The 19,452-nt window shown below is 71.3% G+C and carries 21 protein-coding genes; 10 read left to right on the forward strand and 11 right to left on the reverse strand.

Features of this window, described 5'->3' with window-relative positions; all coding sequences use genetic code 11:
- Window positions 1-53 precede the first annotated feature (53 nt).
- The 4 genes from MFF13_RS07075 to MFF13_RS07090 all read left to right on the forward strand — a co-directional run bounded on the left by MFF13_RS07075 (window position 54) and on the right by MFF13_RS07090 (window position 5,930).
- Complete coding sequence (locus tag MFF13_RS07075; protein ID WP_238271606.1) at window positions 54-2,168, forward strand: glycosyltransferase; 2,115 nt, start codon at window positions 54-56, stop codon at window positions 2,166-2,168.
- Entirely contained in the window at window positions 2,165-3,250 is a 1,086-nt protein-coding gene (locus tag MFF13_RS07080) for a glycosyltransferase (RefSeq protein ID WP_147831921.1), read from the forward strand. Before MFF13_RS07075 ends, MFF13_RS07080 begins: the two co-directional genes overlap by 4 nt.
- Before the next feature lie 276 nt (window positions 3,251-3,526).
- Complete coding sequence (locus tag MFF13_RS07085) at window positions 3,527-5,011, forward strand: GumC family protein (protein WP_147753595.1); 1,485 nt, start codon at window positions 3,527-3,529, stop codon at window positions 5,009-5,011.
- 19 nt (window positions 5,012-5,030) lie between these two features.
- A complete protein-coding gene (locus MFF13_RS07090; protein WP_238271608.1) occupies window positions 5,031-5,930 on the forward strand; it encodes a WecB/TagA/CpsF family glycosyltransferase in 900 nt (299 codons plus the stop codon).
- A 10-nt stretch (window positions 5,931-5,940) separates the two neighbouring features.
- Here MFF13_RS07090 and MFF13_RS07095 read toward each other — a convergent pair whose 3' ends face one another.
- From MFF13_RS07095 to MFF13_RS07110, 4 genes are all read right to left on the reverse strand, one after another.
- Entirely contained in the window at window positions 5,941-6,513 is a 573-nt protein-coding gene (locus tag MFF13_RS07095; RefSeq protein ID WP_147753596.1) for an NUDIX domain-containing protein, read from the reverse strand.
- Between the two features lie 55 nt (window positions 6,514-6,568).
- Entirely contained in the window at window positions 6,569-6,844 is a 276-nt protein-coding gene (locus MFF13_RS07100) for a sulfurtransferase TusA family protein (protein ID WP_238271610.1), read from the reverse strand.
- A 62-nt stretch (window positions 6,845-6,906) separates the two neighbouring features.
- Complete coding sequence (locus MFF13_RS07105; protein WP_238271612.1) at window positions 6,907-8,277, reverse strand: glutamate--cysteine ligase; 1,371 nt, start codon at window positions 8,275-8,277, stop codon at window positions 6,907-6,909.
- A 225-nt stretch (window positions 8,278-8,502) separates the two neighbouring features.
- Window positions 8,503-9,255 carry a 16S rRNA (uracil(1498)-N(3))-methyltransferase gene (locus tag MFF13_RS07110; RefSeq protein WP_147831915.1) on the reverse strand — a complete coding sequence of 251 codons (753 nt, stop codon included), beginning with the start codon at window positions 9,253-9,255 and terminating at the stop codon, window positions 8,503-8,505.
- A gap of 292 nt (window positions 9,256-9,547) precedes the next feature.
- On the opposite strand from MFF13_RS07110, the gene MFF13_RS07115 reads away from it, so the two are divergent.
- Both MFF13_RS07115 and ubiA read left to right on the forward strand, forming a co-directional pair.
- Window positions 9,548-10,015 carry a hypothetical protein gene (locus MFF13_RS07115; protein ID WP_147753600.1) on the forward strand — a complete coding sequence of 156 codons (468 nt, stop codon included), beginning with the start codon at window positions 9,548-9,550 and terminating at the stop codon, window positions 10,013-10,015.
- A 52-nt stretch (window positions 10,016-10,067) separates the two neighbouring features.
- Window positions 10,068-11,018: a 4-hydroxybenzoate octaprenyltransferase gene (gene ubiA / locus MFF13_RS07120; RefSeq protein WP_147831912.1), complete on the forward strand. Its 951-nt coding sequence runs from the start codon at window positions 10,068-10,070 to the stop codon at window positions 11,016-11,018.
- Between the two features lie 61 nt (window positions 11,019-11,079).
- Here ubiA and MFF13_RS07125 read toward each other — a convergent pair whose 3' ends face one another.
- Entirely contained in the window at window positions 11,080-11,598 is a 519-nt protein-coding gene (locus tag MFF13_RS07125) for a DUF6101 family protein (RefSeq protein ID WP_238271614.1), read from the reverse strand.
- Window positions 11,599-11,951: 353 nt separating this feature from the next.
- Between MFF13_RS07125 and MFF13_RS07130 the strand changes: the two genes are divergently transcribed.
- Window positions 11,952-12,782, forward strand: a complete 831-nt coding sequence (locus MFF13_RS07130) for a 3'(2'),5'-bisphosphate nucleotidase CysQ (protein ID WP_147831910.1) — start codon at window positions 11,952-11,954, stop codon at window positions 12,780-12,782.
- A gap of 154 nt (window positions 12,783-12,936) precedes the next feature.
- On the opposite strand, the gene MFF13_RS07135 is transcribed toward MFF13_RS07130, so the two are convergent.
- Together MFF13_RS07135 and MFF13_RS07140 are read right to left on the reverse strand one after the other, a co-directional pair.
- The gene (locus MFF13_RS07135; RefSeq protein WP_147753603.1) at window positions 12,937-13,173 is read right to left on the reverse strand and encodes an AsnC family transcriptional regulator; all 237 of its coding nucleotides are present in this window, start codon (window positions 13,171-13,173) and stop codon (window positions 12,937-12,939) included.
- Window positions 13,174-13,359: 186 nt separating this feature from the next.
- Complete coding sequence (locus tag MFF13_RS07140) at window positions 13,360-13,569, reverse strand: cold-shock protein (protein ID WP_147725959.1); 210 nt, start codon at window positions 13,567-13,569, stop codon at window positions 13,360-13,362.
- A 291-nt stretch (window positions 13,570-13,860) separates the two neighbouring features.
- Between MFF13_RS07140 and MFF13_RS07145 the strand changes: the two genes are divergently transcribed.
- Window positions 13,861-14,250, forward strand: coding sequence for a hypothetical protein (locus MFF13_RS07145; RefSeq protein WP_147832428.1), 390 nt, complete (start codon window positions 13,861-13,863; stop codon window positions 14,248-14,250).
- 7 nt (window positions 14,251-14,257) lie between these two features.
- Here the strand turns inward: MFF13_RS07145 and MFF13_RS07150 are convergent, their stop codons facing one another.
- On the reverse strand, window positions 14,258-14,464 hold the full coding sequence (locus tag MFF13_RS07150) for a hypothetical protein (protein WP_238271615.1): 207 nt from the start codon (window positions 14,462-14,464) through the stop codon (window positions 14,258-14,260).
- 147 nt (window positions 14,465-14,611) lie between these two features.
- On the opposite strand from MFF13_RS07150, the gene MFF13_RS07155 reads away from it, so the two are divergent.
- On the forward strand, window positions 14,612-15,190 hold the full coding sequence (locus MFF13_RS07155; protein ID WP_147761992.1) for a type 1 glutamine amidotransferase domain-containing protein: 579 nt from the start codon (window positions 14,612-14,614) through the stop codon (window positions 15,188-15,190).
- An 80-nt stretch (window positions 15,191-15,270) separates the two neighbouring features.
- On the opposite strand, the gene MFF13_RS07160 is transcribed toward MFF13_RS07155, so the two are convergent.
- The 3 genes from MFF13_RS07160 to MFF13_RS07170 form a co-directional block, all read right to left on the reverse strand.
- Window positions 15,271-15,564: a hypothetical protein gene (locus tag MFF13_RS07160; RefSeq protein WP_147752558.1), complete on the reverse strand. Its 294-nt coding sequence runs from the start codon at window positions 15,562-15,564 to the stop codon at window positions 15,271-15,273.
- Between the two features lie 365 nt (window positions 15,565-15,929).
- Entirely contained in the window at window positions 15,930-16,784 is an 855-nt protein-coding gene (locus MFF13_RS07165) for an NAD(P)-dependent oxidoreductase (protein WP_147831785.1), read from the reverse strand.
- A gap of 60 nt (window positions 16,785-16,844) precedes the next feature.
- A complete protein-coding gene (locus MFF13_RS07170) occupies window positions 16,845-18,047 on the reverse strand; it encodes a pyridoxal phosphate-dependent aminotransferase (RefSeq protein WP_147761993.1) in 1,203 nt (400 codons plus the stop codon).
- A 184-nt stretch (window positions 18,048-18,231) separates the two neighbouring features.
- Here MFF13_RS07170 and MFF13_RS07175 point away from each other — a divergent pair, with 184 nt between their 5' ends.
- A complete protein-coding gene (locus MFF13_RS07175) occupies window positions 18,232-19,254 on the forward strand; it encodes an LLM class flavin-dependent oxidoreductase (RefSeq protein WP_147831787.1) in 1,023 nt (340 codons plus the stop codon).
- Window positions 19,255-19,452 lie beyond the last annotated feature (198 nt).

Consider the following 19,452-nt stretch of genomic DNA (forward strand, 5'->3'; position numbering starts at 1 on the left):
CCGGGCATGGTCGCGGCCCCGCGACGCGTCGCGCAGAGCCGCCCGCCCCCGTCGTGACCGCCCGTTCCCCCGATCCGAACCGCAGCGCCACCTACGGTATCGCGGACTGGCCCTACGGCCGGTCCGAGGGCCTGCTTGCCCGACCCGGCAGCCTGCCGGCCGGGCGACCGTGGCCGCGCCTGCGCGTGCTCACGATCGCGTCCGGCGACGAGCCGCGGCTCGCGGACGGCGTCGCCTCGGTCGCCCGGCAGGATTACCCGGAGTGCCGGCACGACGTGGTGCCCGCCGGATCGGCGCCTTCCGCCGCGATCCTCGCGGACGAAGCGGTCGACTACGTCCTGGTCCTTCCCGCCGGCGACCTGCTGGCACCCGGCGCCCTCGCGGCGCTCGCCCTGGAGGCGGCGCTGAGCGGCGCCGGCGCGGTGGCCGGCCTACGCGTGCTGTTCGACGGCGCCGTGACAAGCCTCGACGTGCCTTCGCTGTCGGGGGAGGACACGAGCGAAATCCCGTTCACCGGCGGCGAGGTGCTGTGGCGTCGCGATGCGCTCGCGGCGTTGCCGGGCCTCGACCTCTCCGACGCCGGCTGGGCCGCGCACGCCTGGGCGGCGGTCGGCCGAACAGCGCGCGGTTTGGCTCGCATCGGCCGGCCGGTGCTGCTGCAGTTCGATCGGTTGGGCGAACGAGAGACCGATTCGACCCTGAGTACAGATGCATTCCAGCCGGCGCCTCTCCCTCCTCCCTATGCGGGGGGAGGGAAAGCGTTACGGCTTTCCCAGGATTCGTCGCAGTCCCCAACCCTCTCGATCGCCTCCCTCACCGGCACCGGCCATGCCGGTGGGGCGGGCATCGCCCATCGGCGGCTCGGTGAGGCGTTGCGGCTGGCCGGGCATCGCGTCGTGGACGTCGTGCTCGCCGACGAATCGCCGCCGGTCGCCGCGGAATGGACGGACGCGTTTCCCGTCGCCGAGGCGGCGATCGGCGCGGGCGGCCACGACCTCGTGCTTGCCGGCAACCTGCACGGGGCGACCCGGAGCCTCGCGATAGCCGGCCGCCTCGCCGCCGACCGGCCGGTCGCGCTCGTGCTGCACGACCTGTTTCCGCTGACCGGGCGCTGCGCCCATCCGCGCGGCTGCCTCCGAATCGAAACCGTCGGCTGCGACGCCGCCTGCCCGACGCCCGATGAATACCCGCAGCTCGCACGGCGGCGCATCGCCGGCACGCACGCGGCCAAGCGGGCGGTGCTCTCCCTGCGGGACGGGCCGATCCTCCTCGCCAACTCCGCCTGGACAGCCGCGCGCGCCGCGGCGCTCGCGCCGCCCGGCACCGTGGTCGCGCCCCTGGCGCTGGCGTTTCCGACCAACGTCTTCCGCCCAGGCGACAGGACTGCTTTGCGTCGCGCCCTCGGCCTGCCCGCCGACGACCTGCTGATCCTGGTCTCGGCGGTGGTCCTCGACGGGCCGGACAAGAACGTCGGCGACCTCGCCGAGGCCCTGCGCCGCGTCGCCGGCCCCGGCATCGGCTTCGTCGCGATCGGGCGCCTCGACCACCCGGCCCGCCTCGCCCTGCCGAACCTGTTCGCGCCGGGGCTCGTCGCCGACGAGGCGCAACTCGCCGTCTGGTACGGCGCCTGCGACCTCCACGTCACCGCGAGCCGGCTCGAGACCTTGGGCCAGACGCCGATCGAAGCGGGCCTGTGCGGCACGCCGACGCTCGCCTACCGCACCGCCGGCCTGACCACCTCGGTGATCGACGGCGTGTCCGGACGGCTGGTTCCAGTGGAGCCCGGCGCGCTCGGCGACGCCCTGGTCGAGCTGGTCGCCGACCGCGCAGACCTCGCCCGCCTCGGCGCCTTCGCGCGAATCGCCCTGGAGAGCCGGTTCAGTCCCGCGGCCTGCGCGATGTCGCTCGACCGGGTCTTTCGCGAGCGGGGGATGGTGCCGAGCCACGGCCACCGCGTGCGGTTCGCACCGGAGATGCTCGGCCAGTTTCCCTTCGCCGCGATGCCGGCGGTCGCCGCCACCGGCCTCGTCGCGGCGCAATCCGGCCCATTCGTCCGCGGCCTGCGCCGCGCCAAGCAGCGCCTGCTCGGCCGCAGGTTGCCGCCCTGGGCGCGGCGCGGCCTGTACTGGGCCGCCCGCCTTCGATCCCTGCGCGGAGGCCGTCGATGAACGGCCCGATCTACCTCGACCAGACCCATGTCCGCGGCCACGTCACCGGCATCGAGCGGGTCGCGCTCGACCAGTTCACGCCGGCGATGCTCGGCCGCGAGGTTAGGCCGTTTCGCAGCCGCGGCCTCCCCGGGATGATCCTCGCGCAGCAGGTCGGCCTGCCGCTGCGGGCGGCGCGCGAGCCCGACGCGCAGTTCCTGATGGCAGGCTTTCCTCCCGGCCCGCTGATGGCGCCGTTCTCGAAGCGCTGCATCCTCTGCGTCTACGACACCTTCCTCCTCGACCGGCCGCAGGACTTGGCCTGGAAGAGCCGGCTCTACATGGCCCCGGCCTTCCGCTTCGCGATGCGCTGGGGCCGGCGCTTCCTCGTGATCTCGCGCAAGACCGGCGCGGACCTGCGTCGCCACTGCGCAGACGACGCGCTGGTGGCGCTGCTGCGGCCCGGCGTGCGCGACGTGTTCGGCCTCGCCGGCCTGCCCGGCCCAGCCACCTTCCACCCCGGCGCGCCCCTGCGCCTGCTGGCGATCGGCACGATCGAGCCGCGCAAGGACTACCCGGCCGCGATCGCGCTCACGGCCGCCCTGAACCGTGCGGGCGTGTCCGCCGAGCTGCACGTCGTCGGCCGCCTCGGCTGGGGCCGCCACGCCTTCCTCGACGACCCGCCGCCGTTCCTGACCTGGCACGGCTATGTCGGCGACGAAGCCCTGCGGGCGCTCGCCGGAAGCGCCCACCTCCTGCTCTCGACCTCGAAGGCGGAAGGGCTCGGCCTGCCGTTGCTGGAAATCCAGCACGGCGGCCTGCCGGTGGTCGCGCCCGACGACGCGGTGTTCCGCGAGGTGCTCGGCGAATCCGGCCTGTTCATCCACCCGTCCGACCCGGAGGGCTCCGCAGCCACGCTGATCGAGGCTATGCGCTCCGGCCGGCTCGGCCAGGCCGCGACGGATGCGCGCGCGAACGTCGCGCGCTGGAATCGCCTCGCATCGCGCGATGCGGACGCCTTCCGCGCCTACCTCGTGGAGGGCGCCTCCGCCTACGGACCCGACAGCCTCGTTCCGCCGGCGGCGGTCAGTTCCGAGGCTTGACCGCCGAGACGTGAGCCGGACTACGTATTGAAGGTCGAACCGTCGTATCGTTAAGCATGAAACCGTATCGGCAGCTTCCGAAGCCCGGTTCGGACTTGTCTATAAGGCGACGGGAAAGGTTTTGCTTGGCCGTATGAGGTCGGCGCGCGGTCCGCGAATTGCTGAGATGCTGTCGAACAGTGCGGGCGCCCGCCGCTCCCTGTTCAAGGCGGGACAGGACCGCTCCGATACGGGATCGACCCGACGCCATGCCGGGTACGTGAGGGACAGAGACCGATGTTCGATTTCTCGACCCCCGTGCGCGGCGAGCCGGTGGACGTGACCCTGCCGCCGGGCTTCTCCGATCGGACCGACGCGGGCACGATCCTGCGCCGCCTGTGGAGGGGCGCGAGCTTCATCGTCCTCGGCGGCCTGTTCATGGTCGCCGCCGCCGTCGCGTTCCTCGGACTGCTCACCCCGGTCTACACCTCCAGCATCCAGATCCTGGTCGACCCTTCCGACCTTCGCGTCGTCGACAACGACGTCAGCGCGCGCACGCCCCAGGCCGACAGCGGCGTGTCGCTCGCCGAGAGCCAAACCAAGGTGATCCAGTCGGACAACGTCCTGCGGCGCACGGTCGAGAAGCTCGACCTCGCGCACGACGACGAGTTCGCCAAGCCCGATTCCGACAACCCGACGATCGTCTGGCTGCGGACCGCTCTCGGCATGCTGCCGCCCCCCGGCAGCCGCGACCCGGTCAACGTCGCGATCGACACCCTGCAGACCAAGACGACCGTGCGCCGGGCCGAGCGCACCTTCGTGATCGACGTGCTGGTCCAGTCGCGCGATCCCGCGAAGGCGGCCAGGATCGCCAACGCCATCGGCGACGCCTACTTCGCTGAGGAGGCCGGCGCCCGCACCGAGGCCGCGCGCCGCGCCTCCGACGCCCTGAACGGCCGCCTGTCGAGCCTGCGCCGCGACGTCGAGCTCGCCGAAGGCAAGGTGCAGAAGTTTCGCGAGGACAACAACCTCGTCGCCTCCAGCGGGCGCCTGCTCACCGACCAGCAGCTCGGCGACCTCAACCAGCAGCTCGTCACCGCCCAGATCAAGACCGCCGAAGCGCGCTCGCGCTTGGAGCAGGCCCGCAAGATGAAAGCGGGCGACGCCAGCACCGCGCTGCCGGAGATGCTGCAATCCCTCGAGATGCAGGCGCTGCGCCAGCAATACGCCACGCTGTCGCGCAACACCGCCGAGCTCGCCACCCGCCTCGGCGAGCGCCACCCGGCGATGGCCGAGCAATACGCGCAGCAGCGCGACCTCCAGCGCCTGATCCAGCGCGAGAAGGAGCGGATCATCGAGACGACGCAGAAGGATTACGATCGCGCCGCGGCGAGCGAAGCCGCGATCCGCAAGAGCCTCGACCGGGCCAAGGCCGAGACCGTCACCAGCGACCGTGCCAACGTCGGCCTGCGCGAGCTGGAGCGGACGCTCGAATCCCGCCGCGGCGTCTACGAGACCTATCTCCGCCGGTCGCGCGAGGCGAGCGAGCAGGAGCGGCTGAACAGCATCAACGTCCGAATCATTTCGCCCGCCGTCCCAGCCCGCGTCCGCACCTGGCCGCCCTCGCCGAAGGTGGTGCTGCCGGTGGCGCTTCTGGTCGGAATCCTGCTGGGTGGAGCCATCGCGCTCTCACTCGGGGCCGCCCGCGACCGGCGCAAGGACCGCAACGAGCGCCGTGCCGCGCATGTGTCGCCCCGAAGCTTCCGGGCGGCCGATGCTTGAGGTCGGCGCGGTCCATCTCGTGGACGACAGAACGGTGAAGGCGGCGCGCTTCGATGCGCGTGTCGCATCACCCGGCGCCCGGGCCGCCCCCGGCACGAACCCTTCGCTCGGGCACGGCCCCGACGCCGCGCCGGAACCCATCATGGATCGCGGCATCGAGGCCGGCACGGCCTGGGGCATACGGATGTTCGGGCTCGACTTCGCCGCCGGCCCCGCGGCCGGCATCCTGGCGGCCACGGCGCTGCAGTCGTCTGACGGGCCGCGCCTCGTCGTCACGGCCAACATGGACCACATCGTCCTGCTGTCGGAGAACGATGCGTTCCGGCGGGCCTATGACGCCGCCGCGGCGCGGACGTTGGACGGCATGCCCTTGGTTTGGCTCGCGCGGCTGCGCGGACAGCCGGCCGCCCGCGTCACCGGCCACGACCTCCTCGCGCACGCGCTCTTTGCCGGTCCGGCGGGGCAGCGCGTCTTCCTCGTCTGCTCCAAGGACGCGGTCGCCGACGCGATCCGGGATCGTTTGGTGCGGTCGGGCTACGACCCCGCGGCGGTCGCCACCTGCGTCCCGCCCTTCGGCTTCGTCGACGACGTGGAATACGGCTGCGCGCTGTCTGCCCGCATCCGAGAACACGGCACGACCCTGCTGGTGATGGGCGTCGGCGCGCCGCGTTCCGAGATCTGGGTGACGCGCCAGGGCGCCGCCCTCGGCACGCCAATCGTGCTGGCGGTCGGCGAGGCGGTAAACGTCGCCGCCGGGCTGGTACGACGGGCGCCGATCGTGCTGCAGCGCGCGGGCCTCGAATGGGCGTTCCGCTTCGCCCTGTCGCCCCGGCGGCTGTTCCACCGCTACTTCGTGCGGTCGTGGCGCTTCATCGCGCTGGTCCGTCGCGACCTCAAGGAACGCGACGCGGCCGCCTGAACCGGCCGCCTCAGGCGGCGGCGAACAGGTGGGGGTGGCGCAGGCGCAGGGCGAAGACCAGCGTCAGCGTCTTCATGTCGGCGATCTCGCCGCGGTCGCTACGGGCCGCGAGGTCGTCGAGCGCGACCTCGTGGACCGTGATCGCCTCGTTCTCCTCGGCGAGCCCGCCGCCGGGTCCGGACCGGTCGGCTGCGCTGAAGGCGGCGAGGAACAGGTCCATCCGCTCGGTCGAGATGCCCGGCGCGGTCCAGGCGCTGACCACCCGTTCCAACGCAGTCAGCTCGACGCCGGTCTCCTCGTAGGCCTCGCGGCGGGCGCCCTCCTCCGGGTCGCCCTCGTCGAGGATGCCCGCCGGCGTCTCGAGCATGTCGAGCGGGCCCTCGGCGAAGAACACCGGAGCCCGGAACTGCGAGACCAGAAGCGCGACGCGGCGGGTGGGATCGTAGGGCAGCACGGCGACCGCGCGTCCGTGATCCTCGATCTCGCGGGTGATGCGGGTGCCGTCCGGCATCGTCACCTCGGCGACGAGGAACCGGGCCCAGCCGTCATGAACGAGGCGCGTCCCGCGGATGATGGGTACCATGCCTGTGGATCTTCCTGATCGAGCCGCGTCGATCCTGTCCTAGGCGGGGGATCGTTCAGGAATGAGGCGGCTTCGCGGAGTCTCCGGGGCACGCGGCCGGTCCGCGCCGGATCGAGAAGCACGTCGCGGCGCCGACCCGGTCCCGGGCTTCGAGGGTGTCGCCCTCCTCGCGTACCAAGTTCGGGATGTCGAGCGAGGCCAGCGGATCGGTACAGGTGACCCGCAGCAACGTGCCGGGGGCCAGGCTCCGCAGCGCCTTACGGGTGCGCAGGACCGGCAGCGGGCATTTGAGCCCGGCGAGATCGAGGTCGATCGGTGCTGCGTCCGGCATACGAGGCGCCCCGGCGAGGATGGCGCCGACTTGGTCGAGGGACCGGGTCGGAGCCTAAGGGACTACGCGAACCGGCAATGCGTGAAACTCGGGTCGACCGAGCGCTTCCACGGACCTTCGAAGTCGGCGAGCCGGTCCTCGGCATGCGAGCGGCCGGCGGCGACGATCGCCTCCAGCGGCTGCAGGTAGATCGTCTCGTCCCGTCCCGAGGCGTCGCGGCGGGCGCGGGCCTTGAGGCCGGCGCGGGCGATGGCGAGCGCTTCGGCCGCGACCGCGCCGAGGCTGCGGCGGGGAACCGGCGTGGCGAGGCCCGAGCGCGGGACCGTGGCGCGGATCGCCTCCCGCTCCGTCGCGCTCCAGCCGGAGACGAGGTCGAGGGCGGCGTCGAGCGAGGCCTCGTCGTAGAGCAGGCCGACCCAGAACGCGGCCTGCGCCGCAATCATCCCGGCGTCGCCGACGTCGGCGCCGCGCATCTCGAGGAAGCGCTTGAGCCGGACTTCCGGGAAGGCGGTCGAGGCGTGATTCGCCCAGTCGGAGACGGTGGCGTACTCGCCCGGCATCTGGGCGAGCTTGCCGGCCATCAGATCGCGGAACGAGGCGCCCGAGACGTCGTGGTAGGTGTCGCCGCGCTTGACGAAATACATCGGCATGTCGAGCAACCAGTCGACGTAGCCCTCGTAGCCGAAGCCTTCGTCGAAGGCGAAGCCCAGCATGCCGGTGCGGTCGGGGTCGGTGTCGCGCCAGATCTCGGAGCGGCGCGACAGGAAACCGTTGGGCCGCCCGTCGGTGAATGGCGAGTTGGCGAACAGGGCGGTCGCCACCGGCTGCAGCGCCAGCGAGGCGCGGAGCTTGCGCACCATGTCGGGTTCGGAAGCGAAATCGACGTTGACCTGCACGGTGGCGGTGCGCAGCATCATGTCGAGGCCGAGGGACCCGACCTTCGGCATGTAGCCGGCCATGATCTTGTAGCGGCTCTTGGGCATCGCCGGCGTCTCGGCCCGCGACCATTTCGGGCTCATCGCGAGGTCGAGGAAACCGATGCCGAGGCCGTCTGCGACGCGTTTCGTGGCGGCCAGGTGCTCGTCGAGCTCCGTCGCAGTGGCGTGCACGTCGGCGACCGGTGCGCCCGACAGCTCGAACTGGCCGCCCGGCTCGATCGAGATCGCGCCGCCGGCCTGCCCCGCGAGGCCGATGACGTGGCCCGCGTCGAGGATCGGCTCCCAGCCGGTCTCGCGGCCGACGCCCTCGAGCAGCGCGCGGATGCCGCGCTCGCCCGCATAGGGAACGGGTTCGCGGGTCTCGACGTAGAAGGGGATCTTCTCGTGCTCGGTGCCGATCGCGAAGTCCGCGCGCGGCTTCTCGCCGGCGGCGAACCAGTCGATCAGTTCGACACGCGTGGTGAGCGGTGTCGTGTCGGACGTATCGCGCGCCATGCGCTGCCTCGCCAAGAAATCATGGGCTGAACTCGGGAAGCGCGCCGGCCGTCTGGAAGAGAGCGATGCGGTCGTGTTCCGTCGCCGGGATGGCTCGTGCATAGTCCAGGGCGCCGGACACGACAACGCGACCCTGGGCTTCCCTGCCCCGCATCGGCGGCCAATCGCCCGGCGCCGAGGCCGTCCCGAAGTGCCGATGTGCGCAGGCGCACGCCGGCGGGCGGGTCACCGCGCGTCGCCGAGCACGGCCTGGACCAGGGCGAGGGCTGCGACCATCGCGGTGTCCGCTCGCAGGATGCGGGGGCCGAGGGAGAGCGCCACGGCGTTCGGCCGCGCCAGGATCGCCGCGCGTTCCTCCGGGGCGAACCCGCCTTCCGGCCCGATCAGGACGGCGAGCGGCACCGGGACCGAGGGGTCGGCGGCCGCGCGCAGGGCCGCGACCGGGTCGGCGATGGGCGCGTCCTCGTCGCAGAACACCAGCAGCCGCTCCGGGGCGAGGTCGGCGAGCGCCGCGGGCAGGCGCGCGGCCTCCATCAGGGTCGGCACGGCGAGGATGCCGCACTGCTCCGCCGCCTCGATCATGTTGGCGTGCAGGCGGTCGGTGTTGAGGCGTTCGCCCTGGGTGTAGCGGGTCAGGACCGGGCGGATCGTGCCCGCCCCCATCTCCACCGCCTTCTGGGCGAGGTAGTCGAGCCGCGCGCTCTTCAGGGGCGCGAACAGGTAGTGCAGGTCGGGCGCGACGGTCTGCGTGCGTGCCTGGTCCACGACGGTGAGGTGCGCGCTCTTGCGGCCCGACGGAACCAGGCTCGCCCGCCACTCGCCGTGCCGTCCGTTGAACAGCAGCACCGGGTCGTCCGGCTGCCGGCGCAGGACGTTCAGCAGGTAGTTCGCCTGCGCCCGGTCGAGGGGGAGGTTCGCGCCCGCGAAGAGGTCGTGCGCCACGTGGAGACGGGGCGCGGTGAAGTCGTAGGCGGCCATCCGGGCTCCGTCGCGTGCGCATGCGCGGCTGTCAACGCCTGGACAGGATCGACGATGTTGCCGAAACACCACGAGCCCGGGTTTTCGAAACGTTGCCCAGCCATGTCGGCGCCGGCCCGTTTGCGGCTCGATTGACGCCACATTCCTATGGCGAAGCGGAGCCCGGATCAGTCCGGGCCGTCCGTTCCGCAGCGCGGCCGCCATCCGGATCAAGACGACATCCGTCGACGCTGCGTGCCACGCCGACGGCGCTTCACCCGCGACCGGGGCGGATCTCCAGGGAGTCGAGACCATGCGCATCAAGACCTACGGACTGGCCGCCGCCCTGGTGGTCGGTAGCTTCGCCGCCAGCACCGCCGCCTTCGCCCAGGGCGCCGAGTGCGGCACGATCCAGACGACGCTCCAGACCCGCAAGGACCTCGTCTCCCGGGCGAACTCCGCCTCCACGGCGAAGAAGAAGATGACCCCCCAGGAGGCCTGCGCCCTGTTCGGCAAGCTGCAGGCCAACGGCGTTGAGGGCATGAAGTGGATCGCCGCCAACAAGGAGTGGTGCTCGATCCCCGATTCGTTCGCGGAGGGCTTCAAGGCGGACCACACCAAGGTCGTCGGCATCCGCACCAAGATCTGCGGCATGGCGGCTCAAGCCACCAAGATGGAGGCGCAGGCCCGCGCCCAGGCCCAGAACGGTGGCGGCGGTGGCGGCCTGCTCGGCGGCCCCGGCCTGACCGGCCAGTTCAAGATGCCGCAGGGCGCGCTCTGAGGCGGATGCGACGCAGCCTCCGCCCCACGCGAACCCGATCGCAGGCCTCGGCGTGAACGCCACGAAGGCCGTGGAACCGCCCGTCGCCGACGCCGTCACCGGCCACTGGGTCGACCGGCTCGCGCCGCGGGCCGCGCGGCCCTTCCTCCGGCTCGCGCGGATCGACCGGCCGATCGGCTGGTGGCTGCTGCTGCTGCCGTGCTGGTGGTCGACGGCGTTGGCCGCCACCCATGCCGGCCTGCCCTGGCCCGACCCGCGCCACCTGCTGCTGTTCCTCGTCGGCGCGGTGGCGATGCGGGGGGCCGGCTCGACCTACAACGACATCGCCGACCGCGACCTCGACGCCCAGGTCGAGCGCACGCGCTCCCGCCCCCTGCCCTCGGGCCAGGTGAGCACGCGGGCCGCGGCCGCCTTCCTCGCCGTCCAGGCGCTGGTCGGCTTCCTGGTGCTGATCCAGTTCGACGCCTTCGCGATCGGCGTCGGGCTGTGCTCGCTGGTGCCGGTGGCGATCTACCCGTTCATGAAGCGTGTCATGTCGATGCCGCAGCTCGTCCTCGGCCTCGCCTTCTCCTGGGGCGCGCTGATGGGCTGGGCGGCGCTGCTCGACCAGGTCGGCGTGCCGGCGCTGCTGCTCTACGCCGGCACCATCGCCTGGGTGGTCGGCTACGACACGATCTACGCGGTGCAGGACATCGAGGACGACGAGATCGCCGGCATCCGCTCGTCGGCGCGGTTCTTCGGCGCGCGGCTTCGGCTGGCGGTCGGCGCCTGCTACGGCGCGGCGGTGCTGCTGATCGGCCTGGCCGCCTACGGGGCCGGCGCCGGTCTGCTGGGATGTCTCGGCGTCGCCGCCTTCGCAGCCCATCTCGGCCGCCAAGTCCTGCGCCTCAAGGCGCGCGACGGGCGCGAGGCGCTGGCCTTGTTCCGCTCGAACCGCGGAGCGGGCCTGATCCTGTTCGCGGGGCTTGCCGCCGACACGATCAACCAGGGCTGGCCGACTTAAGATAGTCTTCGATGCGGCGGATGACGGCTGGGTCTCGGGCGAGGCGCCCGGGGGGCGTCGCTTACGAGCGGGCGATGATCTCGTTCTCGCCGCGGTGGATCTGCGGGCGGACCGGGAGGCGGCCGGTCTTGCGGCGCACCAGGAAGCGCGGGCGGCGATCGCCGAGCGAGCCGTGGCGACGGCGGATGCGGGTCTTGCCGAGCATCAGGCGGCCGACCTGGGCGGCGACCACGGCGAGCACGCCGTCCTCACGCACGATCATCCGCGGCAGGCCGGTGCGGGCGGCGAGGTCGCGCCAGATCGCGACGACCTCGTCCTCGCAGAACGGGCCGAGGCTGGCCAGGACGGCGCCGGCGGCGTCGACGAGACACAGCGCGAACCGGTCCTCGCCGCAGCTCTCCGCCTCGTCGGCGGCGAAGGAGAGCGCGATGCCCGTGGGCTTAATCCCGCTGGCGCCGAACACCGGCAAGGCCGAGGCGGCGAAGGCGAAGCCGGCGGGCGCGGCGCCGTCCCGATCGGAACGGACGGTCTCGGCAAGATGATCGGTCGCGGTCCGGTCCATGGTTTCGAAGGTGTTCATCGGTCCGCCGTCCATTTGCAAGTGGCGACCTGCTGGGGTCGTCCGTTCTGCCAAGAAGATTGGCGTCTAACCTCCCCACGGTGCCTTAAGAGTGAGCGTTAAGCGATCGTGGACATCGCCTTCCCGTCGGGAATGCTCAATGGTTCCTTGCCGCGATCAGTGGGTTTTTCCGTTATCGCCCTGCGGCCTCGGCATCCTTGTGGCGCTTTCGAGCAGACCCTACAACGGTGCCGTCGCGCTCCGGCGCGTCGCTCCCCCGTCGCGCCCGGCAACGACCCGCACGTCGCGCCGGCGCGCGGAGCGGTGCGAGCCGCGATGCCGACCCCTTGCCCCATCGCCCGACACGGACCGCCATGACCGACCCGATCTCCGCGGACTTCGTGCACGCCCTGATGCCGGACCTGCGCGAGGCCCTTCGCGAGGCGGCCTCCCTCGCCCTGCCGTTCTTCAAGGAAGGCGGCCATACCTCGGCGAAGATCTGGTCGAAGGCCGGCGGCTCGCCGGTGACGGAGGCGGACGTCGCCGTCGACACCTTCCTGAAGATCCGGCTGAGCCAGATCGTGCCGGAGGCGGCGTGGCTGTCCGAGGAGACGGCCGACGACGCCGAGCGGATCGGGCACGACCTCGTCTGGATCGTCGACCCGATCGATGGCACCCGCGCCTTCCTGTCCGGCCATAGGGACTGGTCGATCGCGGTGGCGCTGCTGAAGGCCGGCGAGCCGGTGGTCGGCTTCGTCAACGCGCCGGCGCTCGGCCATGATTACGAGGCGATCCGGGGACGCGGCGCGACGCGCAACGGCGCCGCGATCGCCGCCGCGCGCGACGCGGCGCTTCCGACCGCCCGCGTCACCGGCCCGAAGCCGATGATCGATCGGTTGGAGCGCGGGGTCTCGCGCGATCGGGCTGAGCCGGCCTTCGACCGGATCGACCGGATTCCGTCGCTGGCCCTGCGGGTGGCCCGCGTCGCCGAAGGCTCGGTCGACGTCGGGCTGGTGTCGTCGGACGCGCGCGACTGGGATCTCGCGGCCGCCGACCTGATCCTGCGCGAGGCCGGCGGGTCGGTCTGCGACATGGCCGGTGTCGCGACGGTCTACAACCGCCCCGATCCGGTGCATGGCGAGCTCATCGCGGTGCCGCACGGCCTGCGCGACGGCGTCGTCGCGGCCTGGGCCAAGGGCCGGTAGCCGTCTTCGAGCAAAAAAAGCGGCCTCGAAACGCGAAAGAGCCGACCCGGTCGGACCGGGATCGGCTCATTGCTGTCGGTCTAAGGCTGGCCCTCGCCGGCTTGCGTTCGTGCCTGGCGGTCACCCGCTCTCGGCCGTTCGCCGCCGCGGGCGATCAGGCGTGGGCGGCTTCGCGCAGCGCGAGAGCCGCTGGCGCGAGCCCGAGGCGCTCGGCGAGATGCCAGCGCAGTTCCCGGGGCGAATGGTAGTTGTAGGAGCCATCGATGAGGTGGGAGAGGTCGAGGGTCGGGGCGTCCGACGTCGCGCTCTGCCTGATGCGTCCCACCTTGAAGGTCGCCGAATCCGTGACGGGCGACCGGACGCTACGGCGTCGGGTGTATTCGAACAACATGGTGTGTGTTTTTGTCTTCCGATTGACCGGGTTTGCTCCGCAGCATGGCGGACCCGGCTCTGTTTCTAAGCTGTGGCGATTAAGATTTGGTTTACCTTGACCGTCCGGCGCAACCGTTCCCGAGGGATGGCGGCGTCGGATGGTTTCGACCGCGTTCACGGTCGCGTGGATGGGAGACCGATGGCCTCAGGCAGCCTGGAGGTTGCCGGCGGCGTCCTTGCCGCTGCGCTTGTCGGTGAGGATCTCGTAGGAGACCTTCTGACCCTCGATCAGGTTGCGCATGCCGGCGCGCTCGACGGCGGAGATGTGGACGAACACGTCCTTGCCGCCGTCATCCGGCTGGATGAAGCCGTAGCCCTTGGTCTCGTTGAACCACTTCACGGTACCGGTATTCACGTAGAGAACCTCGTATCGACGATGGGTCGAGCCGTCCCGCTCCTGAGAACGCGACCGGATCGACTGACTTCTAAGTCTGGTATGGGTGGCAGGGCATCGGGCATGAGACCCGTAACCGGCGTCCGTCCCAGGGTTGAGCCCCCCACAACCCTATCTAAGGGTTGCCTGCGGCCGCAACAAGGCAAGGATGCAGCATCTCGGCGAGGCCCGGCGAAACCGGGTCCGCGGCCGCTGGGATTTTCGGGTGCCTCGGTGCATATAAGGGTTCGCGTTCAGGCTTTTAGGCGATCCATGGCAGGTATCTCGGTTTCGTTGGAAGGGGCCAACATCCAGCTCTCCTTCCAGAAGGACGATCAGGCGACCGCCGTCGTGATGGATGCCCGCGCCGCCCGCGCCCTCGTGCGCGCCGTCGGCCAGCTACTCACCGCCATCGACGAGCCCGAGGAGGCCGACATGGCCGACGAGATGGGCGACGAGGACATCGCGATGCTCGACGTCACCTCCTCGGCGATCGAAGTCGGCACCGACGATCAGGGCCAAGCCGTCGTCGCCTTCCAGGCGGGGGCCCTGCCGCCGTTCCAGCTGCGCCTGACCGACGAAGAGGCCCGTCACGTGGCGACGAGCCTCTCCGAGATCCTCGTGGCGCCGCGCGACGTCAGGGCGTCGCACGGCGGCCATTGAGCCGTCCTCACATCCGGACGCCGGGGTCCGTCGGGGCGCCGGGGAACACGTCCGGCTCGGAGCCGGGGCCGCCCGGTTCGCCGATGCCGGGGTCGTTGACTGGATAGGGCGTGCGCGGCCCGGTCGGGCCGATATCGGGCAGGTCGTCCGGCGGAACGGGCGGCGGAAGGTCGCCGGGGGTGGGATCGGGGGTCGGAAGGCCGGGGTTGGCCATGCGTTGCCTCGTGCAGGTGGGTGGTGGGTTAGGCAACGGATCGCCCGCGCGAGGGTTCCGCGCAGTCCTGGGTTGCCGCTTGGTCCGGGAACCGCGCGCGAGCGTCCCGGTTTGCCGGCCGACGCCATCCATGCGGAGCGAAACGCCATGCCCGACATCAAGCAAGCCAAGGTCCTGATCCTCGCCACCGACGGGTTCGAGGAGACCGAGCTCACCGTTCCCCAGGCCAAGCTGCGCCAGGCCGGCGCGACGGTGCACGTCGCCGCGCCGAAGTCGCGCGAGAAGCCGGAATCGATCCGCGGCTGGGACAAGACCGACTGGGGCAAGAACGTCGCGGTCGACCTCGACCTGGAAGGCGTCGACCCGGGCGCCTACGACGCGCTCGTCCTGCCCGGCGGCCAGATCAACCCGGACAAGCTCCGCCTCGAGCCGAAGGCGCTGGAGGTGATCAAGGCCTTCGTGACCTCCGGCAAGGTGGTCGCCGCGATCTGTCACGCGCCGTGGCTGCTGATCGAGGTCGGCGCCGCGAAGGGCCGCGACCTGACCTCGTTCTCCTCGATCCGCACGGACGTGATCAACGCCGGCGGCCGCTGGCACGACCGGGAGGTCGTGACCGACCACGGTATCGTCACCAGCCGCAACCCGGGCGATCTCGACGCCTTCTCGGCCAAGATCATCGAGGAGATCGCGGAAGGGCGGCACGCGCCGCGGTCGCTCGCCGCCTGATCGGTTGTCCGAACGCGACGAGGCCGTCCACCTTTCGGTGGGCGGCCTTTCGCGTGTTTCGAGACGGTCGCCCGAAGCGCTCAGCGCTTGGCGACGAGCGCTTTCTGCGGCTTCGGCTTCGCACCGGTGGTGCTGGCGATGAGCGCCGAGAGGTGATCCTGATCGAGGTTGGCCGACGCCTTGGCCGGCTGGGCCGCGGCGCGTTCTGCCCTGCGCGGCTCGATCGACCCGGTTGTGGCCGGATCGGGGAGGCTCGCCTGGATCTGCGCGCTGGGCGCCGGATCGCGCTGGACCCGAAGCGCCCAGTGGGCGGCGGTGGACAGCGCCGCGATCGCCAGGATCGCCTTGACGCCGCTGGTGAGGAACCCCCGCATGATGGTCAAGCCCGGCAAAACGCAGTGACACGCGGCCGGTTCCCCGGCCCGTCCTCACTGTTGCCGAAGAGCGTGAACGAAAGCCGAAGGCCTGCGCCGACCTCCGTCCCGGAACGGGTCGAAACTTGTGTGGGCCATGCGCCGGGTCCGCGGTTCCTGTTCCCCGCGCCTCCGACACGCCTGCAGCATCCCGGCCCACCAGGTTTCACAGGAACGGTCCAGAGAACTGGTCCGAGCCGCCCCGTCACTGCCGACCCCGCGTCCATGCAGGCCCGAGCGGGCTCGCGAAACCATCAGGCGCATCGGCCGCAGGGACCGCCGACATAGGTGAAGTGCCTCGAGCCGGCAACCGAAGCGCGGCGCGATCAGCGCGTCCGCGACGATCCGCCTGCGGCCTCGGCGAAGGCGAGCAGCGCGACGACGTCCGCCTCACCCTCGGACGCCGCGAGCCGTGCAAAAATCTCGGCCGCGCCGGCGAAGACTTGGCCGCCGGCGCGGTCCGGCGCGAGGAAGTCGGCGATCTCGTGCATCTCCGCGACCCAGCGATGGGCCTTCGGCATCATGTCGGGAAAGCCAGCGGCGAACCGGGCGAGCAGCTCCGGCTCGCTCTCGGCGAGCTCGGCCCGCAGCGCCGCGCCGGCGCCGGCGCGCTCGGCGCCCAGCACGACGATGGCGGCGAGCGCCCGCAGGCCCTTGTTGATGCCGGCATAGGCCATCTTCAGGCCCGACGCCGCGCCGACGCCGCCCTCGCAGGCGCGCATGTCGAGCCCGCATTCGCGCAGCGCCAGCAAGGGGGCGAGATCCTCGCCCGCCACGTAGATCCGCGGTCCCTTGGCGCCGGGCTTCGGGGGAAGCCCGAGGATGGCTCCGTCGAGGAACGGCGCCCCGCTCGGCGCGATCGTCGCGGCGATGCCGTGCACCGTCGTCGGCGAGACAGCGTTCAGGTCGACGTAGACCGGCTTTTTCACCACCGAGGCCAAGCTCGGTGCGAGACGAGCCACCAGGGCGGCGGCGTCGGCCGGCGGCACGATGGACAGGATCAGGTCGGCCGCGACGATCTCGGCATCCTCGGCATGGGTCATGCCGGCGTCCTCGGCCCGCGCGCGGGTCGCGGCGCTGCGCCTGGTCAGCGAGGTCAGGACGCGGACGCCGTTCTCGGCGAGGCGCCGCGCGACCGCGCTGCCCATGGCGCCCGGGGCGATGACGGCAATCGTTTGCATCGCACCACCTTCAGGCTGGTGCCGGCGCGGGGAGGATCCTCGCGCCGGCCGTCGCCGGTCCTAGCGCAGCGAGCCGCAGAACCGCTGGATGCGGTTGCAGGCTTCCTCCAGGGTCTTGGTCGAGGTCGCGTAGGAGATGCGCAGGTTCGGGCCGAGGCCGAAGGCCGAGCCGTGGACCGCGGCGACGCCCTCCGCCTGGAGCAGCTCGGTGACGAAATCCTCGTCGGTCGCGATGGTCTTGCCGGACGGCGCCGTGCGCCCGATCGTTTCCGCGCAGGACGGGTAGACGTAGAACGCGCCTTCCGGCGTCGGGCATTGCAGGCCCTTGGTCTGGTTCAGCATCGAGACCACGAGGTCGCGCCGCTCCTGGAACGCCGCCTTGAACTGCGCGAGGTGCGCCTGCGTGCCGTCGAGCGCGGCCACCGCCGCCCATTGCGAGATCGACGAGGCGCCCGAGGTCTGCTGGCCCTGGACGAAGTCCATCGCCTTGATCAGCTTCTCCGGGCCGGCGGCGTAACCGATGCGCCAACCGGTCATCGCGTAGGCCTTCGAGACGCCGTTCATGGTCAGCGTCCGCTCGTAGAGGCCCGGCTCGATCTGGGCCGGCGTGACGAACTCGAAGTCGCCGTAGGTCAGGTGCTCGTACATGTCGTCGGTGAGCACCCAGACGTGCGGATAGCGCATCAGCACGTCGGTGATCTTCTTCAGCTCGGCGTGGCTGTAGGCGGCGCCCGACGGGTTCGACGGGGAGTTGAGGATGATCCACTTGGTCTTCGGGGTCAGCACCCGCTCCAGCTCCTCGGGCTGAAGCTTGAAGTCGTGCGCCATGTCGGTCTCGGCGAAGACGGGCGTGCCGCCGCAGAGCACCACCATCTCCGGGTAGGACACCCAGTAGGGGCGCGGGATCACGACCTCGTCGCCGGGGTTCAGGGTGGCGAGCAGCGCGTTGTAGATGACGTGCTTGCCGCCGGTGCCGACGATGGTCTGCGAGACCTTGTAGTCGAGCCCGTTCTCGCGCTTGAACTTCTTCACGATGGCTTCGCGCAGCGGCACGATGCCCGAGACCGGCGGGTACTTGGTCTCGCCGCGGTTGATCGCCTCGATGGCGGCGTGCTTGATGTGCTCGGGCGTGTCGAAGTCGGGCTCGCCGACCGACAGGCTGATCACGTCCATGCCGCCGGCTTTCAGGTCGCGCGCCTTCTGCGTCATCGCGATCGTCGCGGATGGCTTTACGCGCGAGAGGGCGTCGGCAAGAAAGCCCATGATGGGGACTCCGGTTTTCGTGCAGGTTTCGCCGTCCCGTGACGGCGGCGGGACCGTAGTCGCGGGTCGGAAAGCCGGCAAGGCGCCCGGTCGGGGTTCGGCGGGAAACGTCACGCGCCGGATGCAGGGCTCGGGCGCTAGCGACCGCCTCGACGGCCGGTTCGGGCGACACCATCTCCGGTCGATGGCAAATCTCTCCGTTCTCGACCTGTCGTTCGTCGGTTCCGGCTCGACCCCGGACCAGGCGCTGCGCGATTCCCTCGACCTCGCCCGCCATGTCGACCGCCTCGGCTACGGCCGTTACTGGCTCGCCGAGCACCACGCCCTGCCCTCGGTGGCGAGCCCGGCCCCCGACATCATGGTCGGCCAGATCGCGGCTGCGACCCGTACGATCCGCGTCGGCTCCGGCGGCATCATGCTGCCGAACCACGCGCCGCTGATGGTGGCCGAGCGGTTCAAGGTCCTGGAGGCGCTGTTTCCCGGGCGAATCGACCTCGGCCTCGGCCGCGCGCCCGGCACCGACGGCATCACCGCCCAGGCGTTGCGCCGCCGCGAGGCGCCACGCGGCGGCGACGACTTCCTCGACCGGCTGCAGGAACTGATGCTGTGGGAGACCGGTGGGTTCCCCGAGGGCCATCCGTTCAACACCGTGGCGGTGATGCCGGCCGGCGTGCCCCTGCCGCCGATCTTCCTGCTCGGTTCGTCGGATTACAGCGCGCACCTGTCCGCACGCCTCGGGCTCGGCTTCGCCTTCGCGCAGCACTTCGCCTCGTTCGACGCGCGTTTCCCGATGCTCGATTACCGCAGGGGCTTCCAGCCCTCGCGCTGGGGCGCCAAGCCCCACGCGATCCTCGCGGTCGCAGTCGTCTGCGCGGAGACCGACGCGCAAGCCGAGCGCCTGGCGCTCAGCACGCAGCTGGCGACGCTGCGGCGCGAGCGCGGCGAGTACGCACCGATCCCGACCCTGGCCGAGGCCGAGGCTTATCCCTACGGCGACGCCGAGCGCGCCCGCATCGCCCGCGGCCGCGACCGGCTGCATGTCGGCGCGCCCGAGACCGTCTGCGCGCTGCTGGCGGGCCTCGCCGAGGCGACGCAGGCCGACGAGATCATGGTCGTGTGCGCCATCCCCGACCAGGAGGCGCGCCGCCGCTCCTACAGCCTGCTCGCGCAGGCCTGGGGCCTCGCCGAAACCGCCGTCGCGGCGTGAGGCGGGGAACGACAAACCCGTCCCACCTGTCCCGTAGGTTGCATTCGTTCGCCTGACATCGCGCGCAGATCGGCGCATCCTGTCGATCCCGATGCGGTTTCGCCGCATCGGACACGCGGACGGCCCTCCAAAGGGCCGCCACGACGGGACAGCGATCTCGAGAGGAGACGATGATGGGCGATCGACGCAATTTCCTGA

It is taken from the genome of Methylobacterium cerastii, from assembly GCF_022179125.1.
In the GTDB taxonomy this organism is placed as follows: domain Bacteria; phylum Pseudomonadota; class Alphaproteobacteria; order Rhizobiales; family Beijerinckiaceae; genus Methylobacterium; species Methylobacterium cerastii.

Bases quoted from the DNA above. Each gene is read 5' to 3' on its own strand.
- MFF13_RS07130 (WP_147831910.1), top strand. From the start codon at position 11,952: ATGACCGACCCGATCTCCGCGGACTTCGTGCACGCCCTGATGCCGGAC.
- MFF13_RS07165 (WP_147831785.1), bottom strand. From the start codon at position 16,784: ATGCAAACGATTGCCGTCATCGCCCCGGGCGCCATGGGCAGCGCGGTC.
- MFF13_RS07115 (WP_147753600.1), top strand. From the start codon at position 9,548: ATGCGCATCAAGACCTACGGACTGGCCGCCGCCCTGGTGGTCGGTAGC.
- MFF13_RS07125 (WP_238271614.1), bottom strand. From the start codon at position 11,598: ATGAACACCTTCGAAACCATGGACCGGACCGCGACCGATCATCTTGCC.
- MFF13_RS07085 (WP_147753595.1), top strand. From the start codon at position 3,527: ATGTTCGATTTCTCGACCCCCGTGCGCGGCGAGCCGGTGGACGTGACC.
- MFF13_RS07135 (WP_147753603.1), bottom strand. From the start codon at position 13,173: ATGTTGTTCGAATACACCCGACGCCGTAGCGTCCGGTCGCCCGTCACG.
- MFF13_RS07110 (WP_147831915.1), bottom strand. From the start codon at position 9,255: ATGGCCGCCTACGACTTCACCGCGCCCCGTCTCCACGTGGCGCACGAC.
- MFF13_RS07155 (WP_147761992.1), top strand. From the start codon at position 14,612: ATGCCCGACATCAAGCAAGCCAAGGTCCTGATCCTCGCCACCGACGGG.
- MFF13_RS07100 (WP_238271610.1), bottom strand. From the start codon at position 6,844: ATGCCGGACGCAGCACCGATCGACCTCGATCTCGCCGGGCTCAAATGC.
- MFF13_RS07095 (WP_147753596.1), bottom strand. From the start codon at position 6,513: ATGGTACCCATCATCCGCGGGACGCGCCTCGTTCATGACGGCTGGGCC.
- MFF13_RS07150 (WP_238271615.1), bottom strand. From the start codon at position 14,464: ATGGCCAACCCCGGCCTTCCGACCCCCGATCCCACCCCCGGCGACCTT.
- MFF13_RS07080 (WP_147831921.1), top strand. From the start codon at position 2,165: ATGAACGGCCCGATCTACCTCGACCAGACCCATGTCCGCGGCCACGTC.
- MFF13_RS07160 (WP_147752558.1), bottom strand. From the start codon at position 15,564: ATGCGGGGGTTCCTCACCAGCGGCGTCAAGGCGATCCTGGCGATCGCG.
- MFF13_RS07175 (WP_147831787.1), top strand. From the start codon at position 18,232: ATGGCAAATCTCTCCGTTCTCGACCTGTCGTTCGTCGGTTCCGGCTCG.
- MFF13_RS07170 (WP_147761993.1), bottom strand. From the start codon at position 18,047: ATGGGCTTTCTTGCCGACGCCCTCTCGCGCGTAAAGCCATCCGCGACG.
- MFF13_RS07145 (WP_147832428.1), top strand. From the start codon at position 13,861: ATGGCAGGTATCTCGGTTTCGTTGGAAGGGGCCAACATCCAGCTCTCC.
- MFF13_RS07105 (WP_238271612.1), bottom strand. From the start codon at position 8,277: ATGGCGCGCGATACGTCCGACACGACACCGCTCACCACGCGTGTCGAA.